General features: G+C 70.4%; 10 protein-coding genes. 3 read left to right on the top strand and 7 right to left on the bottom strand.

Annotated elements, in window-relative coordinates; translation table 11 throughout:
• Window positions 1-35 precede the first annotated feature (35 nt).
• The 3 genes from V2W30_RS05580 to V2W30_RS05570 all read left to right on the top strand — a co-directional run bounded on the left by V2W30_RS05580 (window position 36) and on the right by V2W30_RS05570 (window position 2,706).
• On the top strand, window positions 36-863 hold the full coding sequence (locus V2W30_RS05580; protein ID WP_338694141.1) for an amidohydrolase family protein: 828 nt from the start codon (window positions 36-38) through the stop codon (window positions 861-863).
• A gap of 39 nt (window positions 864-902) precedes the next feature.
• Window positions 903-1,889: an acetylxylan esterase gene (locus tag V2W30_RS05575; protein WP_338694140.1), complete on the top strand. Its 987-nt coding sequence runs from the start codon at window positions 903-905 to the stop codon at window positions 1,887-1,889.
• Between the two features lie 79 nt (window positions 1,890-1,968).
• Window positions 1,969-2,706: a GntR family transcriptional regulator gene (locus V2W30_RS05570; protein ID WP_338694139.1), complete on the top strand. Its 738-nt coding sequence runs from the start codon at window positions 1,969-1,971 to the stop codon at window positions 2,704-2,706.
• An 85-nt stretch (window positions 2,707-2,791) separates the two neighbouring features.
• On the opposite strand, the gene V2W30_RS05565 is transcribed toward V2W30_RS05570, so the two are convergent.
• From V2W30_RS05565 to V2W30_RS05535, 7 genes are all read right to left on the bottom strand, one after another.
• Window positions 2,792-4,765 carry a right-handed parallel beta-helix repeat-containing protein gene (locus V2W30_RS05565; RefSeq protein WP_338694137.1) on the bottom strand — a complete coding sequence of 658 codons (1,974 nt, stop codon included), beginning with the start codon at window positions 4,763-4,765 and terminating at the stop codon, window positions 2,792-2,794.
• A 26-nt stretch (window positions 4,766-4,791) separates the two neighbouring features.
• On the bottom strand, window positions 4,792-5,712 hold the full coding sequence (locus tag V2W30_RS05560) for a carbohydrate ABC transporter permease (RefSeq protein ID WP_338694135.1): 921 nt from the start codon (window positions 5,710-5,712) through the stop codon (window positions 4,792-4,794).
• Between the two features lie 9 nt (window positions 5,713-5,721).
• The gene (locus V2W30_RS05555; RefSeq protein WP_338694133.1) at window positions 5,722-6,660 is read right to left on the bottom strand and encodes a sugar ABC transporter permease; all 939 of its coding nucleotides are present in this window, start codon (window positions 6,658-6,660) and stop codon (window positions 5,722-5,724) included.
• On the bottom strand, window positions 6,639-7,883 hold the full coding sequence (locus V2W30_RS05550; protein WP_338694131.1) for an ABC transporter substrate-binding protein: 1,245 nt from the start codon (window positions 7,881-7,883) through the stop codon (window positions 6,639-6,641). Before V2W30_RS05550 ends, V2W30_RS05555 begins: the two co-directional genes overlap by 22 nt.
• 213 nt (window positions 7,884-8,096) lie before the next feature.
• A complete protein-coding gene (locus V2W30_RS05545; protein ID WP_338694129.1) occupies window positions 8,097-8,834 on the bottom strand; it encodes a heparinase II/III domain-containing protein in 738 nt (245 codons plus the stop codon).
• Entirely contained in the window at window positions 8,798-10,105 is a 1,308-nt protein-coding gene (locus tag V2W30_RS05540; protein WP_338694127.1) for a hypothetical protein, read from the bottom strand. Before V2W30_RS05540 ends, V2W30_RS05545 begins: the two co-directional genes overlap by 37 nt.
• Before the next feature lie 4 nt (window positions 10,106-10,109).
• Window positions 10,110-11,405 (bottom strand): alpha-L-fucosidase, encoded by a 1,296-nt coding sequence (locus V2W30_RS05535; RefSeq protein ID WP_338694125.1) that lies wholly within the window; start codon window positions 11,403-11,405, stop codon window positions 10,110-10,112.
• Window positions 11,406-11,497 lie beyond the last annotated feature (92 nt).

The raw sequence follows: 11,497 nt of genomic DNA, 5'->3' as shown, positions 1-11,497 counted from the left end.
GACGTGTCAATACGTAGGCGGCGAGGGAGCGGACCGTGATCGACTGCCATGTCCATCTGTGGAACCCGGCCGAGGGGTTCGGGTGGATCCGGCCGGAGAGCGTGCACCACCGGGTCTTCGACGAGGCCGACCTCGGCCGATCAGGTGCGGACGTACCGGAGTTGGCGGGTGCCCTCCTGGTCGAGGCGTCGCGCGGGGACCTCGGTGAGACCCTCGCGCTGCGGGCGCTGCGGCTGCGCCGCCCGGATCTGGTCGCGGGCTACGTGGCGAACCTGCACGTCCACGGCGACGAAGGCGCCGGGCGGTTCCTGGAGCGGCTCGACGCGTGGGGCGCGTCCCGTCCCAACGGCATGCGGCTCGGCGGCGCCGCCTGGAAGGACACCCCCGAGGCGGCCCGCGCCCTCGTCCCCGTCCTCGCCGCGACCGGAGTCGTCCTCGAACTCAACCTTCACCAGGGCGCGTTGACCGCGGCGGCCGAGGTCGCCGAGCGGCACCCCGCGCTGACCGTCGTCGTCGACCACCTCGGCAACGCGCCGCACCTGCGCGCGCGGGACGCGGGGGACTGGCACCGGGACGTCGAACGGGCCGCGGCCGCCCCGAACGTGCTGGTGAAGGCCTCCGGGCTGCTCACCCAGCAGCACGGGGTCGAGCCGGCGCGCGTCGCGCACCTGGTGCGCCACGTCGTCGACACCCTCGGCCCCGACCGCTGCCTGATCGGCTCCGACTGGCCGATCTGCCTGCCGCGCGGCACCCGCGCCGCCTCACTGGCCCTGTCCCGCAGCGGACTCGACCACCTGGACGCCGGCGACCGCGAGCGCGTCCTGCACACGAACGCCGTCCGCGCCTACGGCCTCGACGGCTGACCACTCACCCTGCCCCCCGCCCTCACCCGGAGGTTCCCCATGGCCCAGTTCGACCTGCCCCTCGACGAGCTGGAGAGATACCGCCCCGACATCCCCGAACCGGACGACCTCGACGCGTTCTGGCGACAGACCCTCGACGCGCAGGAACAGCACGACGTGGCCGCCGTGTTCGAGTCCGCGCACAACGGGCTCGCCACGATCGACACCTTCGACGTCACCTTCGCCGGCTACGGCGGCCACCCCGTCCGCGGCTGGCTCCAGCTGCCGGTCACCCGCTCCGGCCCGCTGCCCGTCGTCGTCGAGTACCTGGGCTACGGCAGCGGACGCGGCGCCCCGCACGAGAAGCGGCTGTGGGCCGACGCCGGCTACGCGCACTTCGTCATGGACACCCGGGGGCAGGGCGCCGAGACGCCCGACCCCGACCCGGCCACCGGCGACGTCGCCGCCCCCGGCTTCCTCACCCGCGGCGTGCTCGACCCCGAGCGCTCCTTCTACCGGCGCCTGTACACCGACGCGGTGCGCGCCGTCGCCGCCGCGCGCACGCACGAGGCCGTCGACCCCACCCGCACCGTGGTCACCGGCACCAGCCAGGGCGGCGGCATCGCCCTCGCCGCCGCGGGGCTCGTCCCCGACCTCGTGGCCTGCATGCCGGACGTCCCGTTCCTGTGCCACTTCCCGCGCGCCACCACGATCACCGACATGCCGCCGTACGCCGAGGTCACCACGTACGTGAAACTGCACCGCGAGCACGCGGCCACCGTGGTCCGCACCCTGTCCTACGTCGACGCCGCGACCCTGGCCCGCAGGGCGAACGCGCCGACGCTCTTCTCGGTCGGCCTGATGGACCGCATCTGCCCGCCCTCCACCGTGTACGCGGCGTTCAACCATTACGGCGCGCTGCGGAATGTGGACCAGGCCGACAAACAGATCCGGGCCTATCCGTTCAATGACCATGAAGGCGGCGGGCCCACCCACGAGACCGTGAAATTGGAATGGCTGGCCAAGCAGCTGGAAACATCCGTGTGATTCCATCGATAGACGATGGGTGCGTATCATGGCCCGACAAGGGATCAACTGACGTGCCCCGGCGCGGGATTGGGAATTCATGGCATCTGACGCGTCAGCTGGTTTCGTCTCCACGCTGGCTACGAACAAGGACCGGTTCCGCAAGACGCTGATCTCGGACCAGGTCTACGACCTGCTCCGGCAGGCCGTCGTCGAGGGCGACCTGGAGCCGAACGACCGGGTGGTCGAGTCGGAGATCGCGCGGCGGCTCGGGGTCAGCCAGGCCCCGGTGCGCGAAGCGGTCAAGCGGCTGGCCCGTGAGGGCCTGCTCACACACGTGCCGCGCCGCGGCCACTTCGTCGTCGAGATCTCCTCGAAGGACGCCGAGTACGCCCGGCAGGTGCGCGAACCGCTGGAGCGTCTCGCCGCGCAGCTGGCGGCCGAGCACGCCACCGAGGAGCAGCTCGCCGAGCTGGACGCGGTGGTGGACCGGATGCACGAGGCGGTCGCCGCGGGCGACGTCAGCGGCTTCCGGGACGCCGACATCGAGTTCCACACCCTGGTCAGCCAGTTCGCGGGCAACCCGTTCCTGGCCCGGATGTGGGAGGTCATCGAGCCGAGCCTGCGCACGCTGCGGGCCATCTCCGACCCGCTCTTCGACGGCGACCGGGGCGCGATGGCCGAGGAACACGGCCGTCTCGTGGGCCTGTTGCGGTCCGGTGAGCCCGACAAGGCCGCGGCGGCCTTCGCCGATCACGCGGCGGGCCGCGGTCCCGTACCGGACGCGCGCGAGGTGAGGAAACCGCGGAAGAGGGTCGCCGCAAAGAAATCAGGCTGACTCGATAAGGGGCCCGGTGCGGAATTCCGCACCGGGCCCCTACTGTTTTGCAAGTGAGTTGCAGAGTCTGCGTGAAATCGGGGAATTATCGGCGGGCGCCGGCCTCCCACTTCGGTGCGCCGTACTGATACGCGCCCAGACTCGGTGTCGCGTCCGTGGAACCGTCATTGATCCCGGGCAGCGGGATCGCCGCATTGCGCGCCGGGGAATCGGCGGTCAGCCGGAAGTCGTGGTTCGCCGCGTCGACGAAGCGCGGATCGCTCTCCGGGGGAAGGTTGTTCGACAGGACCAGGCCGCCGTTCGTGGCGTCGGTCAGGCCCCGGATCGTCCCGACGTTGTTGTAGATCCGGGTGCCGGTCGACGCGTTCGGCTCCTTCACGTAGAACAGCGTCATGCCCCCGGTGTTGTTCGCGACGAGGTTGTCGTGCGAGCCGGTGCCGAGCCCGTTGAGCATCACCGTGCCCTCGCGGTTGCCCCAGCCCACGTTGTTGTGGATCCGCAGATCGCTCTGGCCGTTGTCCGCGTACACCCCGGAGATGCCGAACGTCGACGACGTCGTGGTCGGCGCCGGGTCGTGCAGCACGTTGTGATCGAGGGACGAGCCCATCATCGACGCGCTGCAACAGGTGTAGATCGCGGCGACGTCCAGGCTGAGCCGCGCGTACCCGGAGATGTCGTTGTACGCGATGACGTCCTTGCCCGGGGCGAGGCCCTCCACGGTGTTCCACTGGAGGTTGATGCCGCTGCGGCCGACGCGCGAGATCGTGTTGTGCGTGACGGTCTGGCTGTTGCCCTGCACGGCGATACCGGCCGCGTACGTGCCCAGGTAGTCGACGTCGTGGATGACGTTGTCGGACGCCGTGTTGTTCTGGCCGCGCAGCGCGATGCCGTTGCCCGCGCTCAGCGACAGATCGCTGTTCACGACCTTGTTGTACGTGCCGTCGATGATGAGCCCGGTGTCGGCGACGCCCCGCGTCACCGTCGAACCGCAGTCCGTCGCGCCCTGGGTGATGTCCGTGTAGTGCGACAGGTACTGGCCCTTGATGCCGTCGAGCGTGACACCGGTGCTGGTGGGGCCCGTCCGCACGGTCGTGGCGAACAGCGAGATCCCCGCGACCTTCGTGTGGCTGGTGGCCGTCAGATCGAAGCCCAGGGTGCGCCGCTTGGCCTCCATCCGGTGGTTGTCCGGGTCGTCCTCCCCGTACACGTACAGCCGCTTCGCCGTCGGGTCGTAGAACCACTCACCGGGGTGGGCGAGCTCGCCGATCTTGCCGGACAGCGCGTAGCGCGTCTCCTTCGGTACGACCTTGTGGACGCACGGCGGTGCCACGTCGAGGGTCACCGAGCCGACGGCGGAGCTCTTCACGGTCCCGGTGGCCGAGACGTACCAGTAGCCGGTGAGGGCCCGCGCGCCGTCCCAGTAACCGGCCGGGCGGGTCAGGTCCGCGTCGGCGATCGTGGCGCTCGCGCTGCCCTCACCGGCGTACTGGAGCGAGGGGTCGAGCAGGTCGAGTCCCGGGTAGGGCCATTGGGCCTCGACGCCCATCTTTCGGTCGGTCAACACCTGCACCGTGGACACGTCGGAGCCGAGGTCGACATCGGTGCTGTAGATGTGGCCGGCCGCCACCGCGTCGCTGAACTGCGAGTCGGCGGCGTACGGATCGGTCGTCGCGATCCGCGCGACATCGGCGGCGGTCACCGGGGCGAAACCGGTGAGCGACGAGGCGCCGCTGACCGTCACGTCCGCGCCGGGAGCCGCCCGGTACGTGATCGGCAGCTCGGCGGTGCCGGACCGGGCGGGCACCACCGTCTCCTCGTACCGGCCCGACACGATCTCGCACGTGTCGCCCGGCACCATCACGTCCGCGCACTTCTGGATGTGCCGGAACGGATACGTGGCGTCGGTCCCCGCGGCGCTGTCGTCACCGTACGGACCGACGTAATAGACCTTCCCCGCCTGCGACGTGGCCGGATGGGCGGCGGCCGGGTGACCGGCCGCGACCACCGCGAGGCAGGCGAGCAGTACGGCCGCGGAACGGCTTCTTCCTCTCCTGGGCACTCCGAGATCCTTTCTCCTGGGGCGGCTCAGCCCTTGACGGCGCCGACCGTGAGACCGCTGATGATGTGGCGCTGCATGTAGATGAAGAAGATGACGACGGGCGCGACGGCGAGCAGCAGGTTCGGGAACACCTTCGTCAAATCCGTGGAGTACTGGCTGATCCCGGCGTAGATCGCCGTCGTCACCGTGTAGTGCCCGGAGGACGGGCTGAGCAGGATCTGCGGCGACACGAAGTCGTTCCAGATCCCGATGGAGTTGAGGATCAGGACGGTGACGACCGCGGGACGCATCAGCGGGAAGATGATGGTCCAGAAGGTGCGGTAACGACCCGCGCCGTCGATCGTCGCCGCGTGGTCGATGTCCACCGGGATCGTGCGGATGAAGCCGACGAACAGGAAGATGCTCACCGGCAGCGTGGACGCCACGTCGTGCGCGACGAGACCGGTCACCGTGTTGGCGAGGCCGATCTCGCGCAGCACGTAGATCACCGGGATGATCACGGCGGCGCCCGGGATGAACGTGCCCGCGAGGAAGTACAGCAGCACCAGCTGCGTACGCCGCTGGAGGCTGCGCGCGATCGCGTACGCCGCCGGACCCGCGAGCAGGATGCAGAACACGTCCACCAGCACGACGAGGAACAGCGTGAAGCCGTACCCGCCGATGACGTTGAACTGCGGGCTGCTGATCGCCGCCGACATGTGCGCGAAGGTGAGCCCGCCGAACGGGATCGAGAACGGGTTGTCGAGGATCTCCTGCTGCGACTTGAACGCGTTGACCACGAGCAGGTAGATCGGCACGACCATGACCACGAGCAGCACACCGAGCAGTACCCGGCGCACCGGTGAGCGCGACTCCTCGCGGTCCGCCCGCACCGTGTCGTCACTCCTCGGCCGGCTGCCCCGCGCGGCCTTCGGCCGGTCGTCGGCCTGTGCCTCAAGTACCACCACTGCTGCTCCTCAACTCCCTGTCGCGGCTTGGTCTTGGCGGTTGCGCAGCGCCGTCACGAAGAGGGCGAGCGCGGCGGACACCACCATCAGGAACACCGCCTGCGCGGTCGCGTAACCGACCTTGGTGCCCTCGAAGGACCGGGCGAGGATGAGATACGTGAACGTCTGCGTCGACCCGGCGGGACCGCCGCCGGTGAGGCTGACCACGATGTCGTACGCCCGGATGAGCCCCACCAGGTTCAGGACCGTCGCCACGGTCACCACGGGCGCGATCATGGGGACCACGACCCGCAGATTGATCTGCCTCCTGCTCGCCCCGTCGATCGCCGCGGCCTCCAGGAGCTCGGCGGGGACGGTCTGGAGGGCGGCGACGAACAGCACCACGTTGAAGCCGAACCCGGCCCACACGATCACGGCGATCAGTGAGATCAGCGCGAACGTCTCGTCGAAGAGGAAACCGACCGGTTCGACGCCGAACTTCGCGAGGGTGTTGTTGATCGCGCCGTTCGTCCCGAGGATCGCCGCCCACAGATAGCCGAGGATCAGGGCGCTGATCACGTGCGGGAAGTACGCCACGGCCCGGAAGAACGAGTTCGAACGGGACCGGCCCTTGAGCGCGAGCGCGTACACGAGGCCGAGGCCCACCATGAGCACCGTCCCCGCGCCCGCGATCAGCGCCGTCACGTACCAGGCGTCCGTCGAACTCGGGTCGTCGAAGAGGTGCTTGTAGTTGTCGAGCCCGATGAACGAGGCCGTGGAGAAGCCGTCCCAGTCGGTGAGGCTGAGGTACACGGCGACGCCCACCGGGACGACGGTCATCACCGTGTACAGCAGGACGGCCGGGCCCATCATCCCGAACGAGACCGCCGCGTCGCGCAGCCGCGCCCGCCGCCGGCCCCGCAGCTGCTCCGCGGTCAGCCGGTCGCTCAGCCCTGCGAGTTCCACCACTTGTCCAATCCGTCGGCGACGGCCTGCGGGGACGCGCCCGTGTACAGGGACTGGACCTGCTTGTTGAGCTCGTCGCTGAACCCGGCGATCGGCTGGCTGTCCCCGGACTTCACGAGCACCGAGGGCGCCTTGTCGAGGATCTTCTGGACCGACGTGCCCAGGCTCGACATCGGGTACGTGAAGCCCTCGCGCAGATTGCCGTCGGAGGCGAGCTGGCTCTTGATGGCCTGCGGGTCGGTGGTCGCCCACTTCACGAACTCGATGGCCTCGGCCTTGTGCCGCGACTTGTTCACCACGGTGTACGGGTTCGAGATGTTGCCGAACTGGCCCGAGGGGTACGTCCCGTCGGTCGGCATGGTGAACACACCGATGTCGTCGCTCTTCTTCGCGGCGTCGGCGGCGGGCACGAAGAACGAGCCCATGATGTACATCGCCGACTTGCCGTTCAGGAACGCCGTCTGGCCGTCCGCGTAGGTGAGACCGAGCGCGCTCTTGTCGAGGTAGCCCTGGTCGATCCATTTCTTGTACGTCCGCAGGTAGGACAGGTAGCCGCTGTCGGCGAAGGACGCCTTGCCCCGGTTGCGCTTGGCCGTCCACTTCGGGTCCTCGGTCAGGACGCCCGCGTCGGCCATCATGGAGAACTGCGAGCCGGTGACCCACTGCCCCGCGGTCTGGAGCGGCTTGTAGCCCGCGTCCTTCAACTCGCCCATGGCGGCCGTGAACTGGTCCATGGTCTTGATGCCGGTCGCGTCCAGACCCGCCTTCTTGAAGGCGGCCTTGTCGTAGAAGACGAGCGACTGGATCTGCTCGCCCACGCCGACCACGTAGTGCTTGCCGTCGACGGCGTACTGGTCGGCGAGCGGTGTCTTCGCGGTCCAGGCCTGGTCGGACAGGTCGGCGAAGAGGGACGCCGTGTCGGCGGTCGGCGTGATCTGCTGGGCGACGTCCGGCGGGTCGCCGGCGGCGAGGTCCTGACGCAGCTTGGCGTCCGCCGAGATCGTGCCGGTCAGCTCCAGCTTCACCGTCACGCCCGGGTGGGCCTTCTCGTACGTCGCGAAGAGGTCGTTCCAGTACTTCTCCGTCAGGTTCGGCGTGATGTTCACGATGACCCGGAGGGTCGTGCCCTCCGCGGCCTGGTCGGACCCGCCGCCACAGGCGACGGCCGAGGCCATCACCAGGGGGGCCACGGTGAGCCCGCAGGCACGGCGCCACATTGTTCTCATCGGACACGCTCCGTTGCGTAGTCGTGGTGCTCAGACGTCTTGCTCGGTTGCCTTGTTCAGGCGTCTGGCTCAGATCTCTTGCTCAGATCTCTTACTCAGTCGTGAATAATCGATAGCTGGTGTTCGGCCGCCGGGCTCCCTGTGGAGCAGCGAGGGGGGAGGGGAGGTGGCGGTGGCGCGGCGGCGAACGGCCCGCGCCTCAGCGACTATCGTCTATCGATTGCCGATGCTATGGGCGGCAGTTCGCTTCTTCAAGAGTCGTGCAGCGACCAACCACCGTACGGACAGGCGACCTTCGGCCCCAGGGGCGCGCACCGTGAGCGTGAGCCGGGTGAGGTGGTCGCCCCAACTCCTGCTCAGCAGGGGGTCGTCCAGGTCCCGGCGCACGACCGTCGCGGTCGCGAGACGCGCGTCCCAGCGCATGCGCAGACCGCTTCCGTCCGGTGCGCGGACCGTGGCCCAGCCGTCCCCGAACGCGACCTCACCGGCCAGGACATGGTGCACCGCCACGCGTTCCGGGCCGCCCCGCCACCGGTCCTCGACGGTCACGTACGCGGCGTCGGCCGTCCGCGCCCGGGTCAGTCGCACCGTACGTTCCCAGCGGTCGACGGCGCCCGAGGGGTACGCGGCACCGATCTCCGCGGTCAACTCGGTGATGTCCGAGCCGAGTTCGACCCGTACGTCCCGGGCGCGGTGCTCCGGACCCGGCCGCTGCGGGGCGCCGGGCTCGGGCACGTTGTGCCAGTCGCCGCGCAACGGCCAGGCCGCGTAACGGTCCGGGCCGAACGTGGCCGCCGTGTACGTGGGTCTGCCGACGTCCACCACCAGTGGCCTGCCGTGCACCGCGACCCAGTACGAGCCGACGTCGAGGTGGTTGTGGTGCTCGCCGTTGTGGCCCGCCTTCACGGCGACGGTCAGGCCCTCGGCGCTCGCCGCCGTCTCGCGGGCCACCAGGACCTGAAGGCGGGGCAGCCAGGTCTCACGGGCCGACCACGGCGCGGCCCCCGACACGACCGGGGCCGTGACCGCCCGGCACCATTCGGCGTCGGCCAGCGCCGTGAGCGCCCGCCCGAGCCCGGCCCTCGGCGGCGCGGCCCGCCCCGCGCCCCGGCCACCGCGTGTGCCACGGTCTCCGGCTGCCCGAGCCGCACACCCCAGCGGAACGGCACCTGCCAGGGCTGCCGCGCGTCGAGCCGGGCGGGCGCGTCGCCCACGTTCACGTACCAGGCGCCGCCGAGGTGCATGCGCTGCGGATAGCGCAGCAGCTCGGCGAGCAGGGGGAGGCGGCGGGCGTCGAGGGCCGGGGCGGCGGTCCTGCCCTGACCGTCCCGGTCCACGGGACCGGCCTCGGCGAGGAGGTCGAGGATCTCCAGCAGGCGGCACGCGCCCACCCACCAGTACGCGATGCCCTCGTCGATCCCGCCGTCGTCGGGCAGCGTGGCCACGTAAGGGTCGAGGCCCTCCACGACGAGCCCGACGAGCCGCGCGCGCCGGGCGTCGTCGTCGCACAGCAGCAGGGCGCAGGCGAGCACCGCGCCATGGATCCACGGGTTCCAGTTGTTGGCGCTCCCGTCGGCGCCGATCCAGCGCCAGTCCCGGCGCCGCTCGAACGGCAGCAGCACCCGCCGCTCCACCTCGCGCCGCAGCCGCCGGCGCAACCCCGGCATCCTGCGGTCGAGGTGGGGGCCGAGCGCGTGGTCCGCCCAGGCGAACAGCGCGGCGACCTCCGCCGCGCCCAGGTCCAGGTACGGGTCGTCCGGGTCGGGCACCCACTCGCCGCGCTCCGCCGTGAACCGGTCGTGCGGCGCCCAGCACCAGGAACTCGCCTCGGCGAACGCCATGAGTCCGTCGATCGCCGCGTCCAGGTGCGGACACGCCTCGGTCTCCCCGGTGGCCGCGGTGGTCCCGGTCGCCGAGGTCGCGTCCGCCGCCTCGCCGGTCAGGACGGCGGCGAGCGCGAGCAGCGAGACCCGTTCCTGGAGGTCCCAGGCCGCGTTCTCGTACGCGCCGCGATTCCCGTCGCGGAAGGCACGCGCCCACGCCCCGGCGGACAGCCGGGGTTCGGGGCGGTCCAACTCCCGTGCGGCGTCGGCCAGTACGGACGCGCGGATGTCCGGCGGCACCGCGTCCCACACGGCACGGCAGGTGACATCGGGGACCTTCACCCGCCCCGCCGGCGTGAGCGGCCGGTTCCCGAGGAGTTCGCTCAGCGGCCCCGGCACGGTTTCACTCCCCGCCGTCGTGTTCGCGCTCAGGACCGAGTTCGAGCTCGATCACGGGGAGCAGCACGTCGGGCCGGGCGATCGGCAGGTCCAGGGTGAGGGTGCCCGCCGGCTGGCCGGGCGGCGCCAGGTTGTTGTGCTCGTGCCGGGCGCCGTCCGTCTCGTGGAAGCGGATCTCCGAGCCGTCGTGCAGGAGTTGGGCGTAGCGCACCCGCCCCGCGAGGCCCGGCAGGTGGAGGTGCTTGAGGGGCCAGGCGAGGAGGTGCAGATAGAGGTGCCGCCCGCGCTGCGTGTAGAGCGCGTTCGCGGGCGCCTCGAACGCGCTCGCTCCGGCGCCGTGCACGGACCGGGCGTGCGGCGCGGTCCACTCGGCGATGGCCCGCAGGATCTCGCGGGCCCGCGGATCGAGGGCGCCGCGGCCGGTCGGTCCGACGTTCAGGATGAGGTTGCCGCCGCAGGCCACGGACTGCACCAGCATCCGGACGAGCAGCGCCGGATCCTTGTGGTCGTGGTTGTCGCGGTCGTACCCCCACGAGCCGTTGAGCGTGTGGCACGCCTCCCAGCGCACCGGCTCCCCGTCACGTTCGAGCGGCCGGTCCGGCTGGTACTGCTCGGGTGTGACGTAGTCGCCGGGTATGCCCATCCGGTCGTTGACGAGGATGCCCGGCCGCACCTCCCGTACGACGCGCATCAGATGGTCGGCGCCCCACTCCTCGGGTCCCTTCTCCGGATAGCTGAAGTCGAAGAACAGCAGGTCGATCTCGCCGTACCCGGTGAGGAGTTCCCGCACCTGCCCCTCCATGTACGCGCGGTAGCGCGCCATGTCGCGGGGCTCCCGCTCCGCCGGGGTGCCGCGCAGCGGGTGGTGTTCGTCGACCGTGAAGTCCGGGTGGTGCCAGTCGAGGAGCGAGTAGTACAGCCCCACCCGCAGCCCTTCGGCGCGCATCGCCTCGACGAACTCCCGCACCAGGTCACGCCCCGTCGCCCGCACCGACGTGTAGTCGGTCAGCGCCGAGTCGAACAGGCAGAAACCGTCGTGGTGCTTGGCGGTCAGGACCGCGTAGCGCATCCCCGACTCCCTTGCGGTGCGCGCCAGTTCGCGCGCGTCGAACAGGTCGGGGTCGAAGCGGTGCAGGTAACGGTCGTACTCCTGCTGGGACATGGACTCCCGGCTGCGTACCCACTCGTGCCGCGCGGCCATGCTGTACAGCCCGAAGTGCACGAAGAGGCCGAACCTGGCCTCCTCGAACCACCCTGCTGACGAGGCGAGTTGAGTGTTTTCGGGGGAAGCACCGGCCACCGGGATCTCCTGACGAGGCAACGAACGGAAGCGATCAGTGAAGCGGCGAACGGAAGCGGTGGGACGCATTGACATCACTAATCGATTGGCTG

The organism is Streptomyces sp. Q6 (assembly GCF_036967205.1).
Taxonomy (GTDB): domain Bacteria; phylum Actinomycetota; class Actinomycetes; order Streptomycetales; family Streptomycetaceae; genus Streptomyces; species Streptomyces citrinus.
The sequence above is the reverse complement of the archived record's forward strand: the minus strand, read 5'-3'. Positions and strand labels throughout refer to the sequence as shown.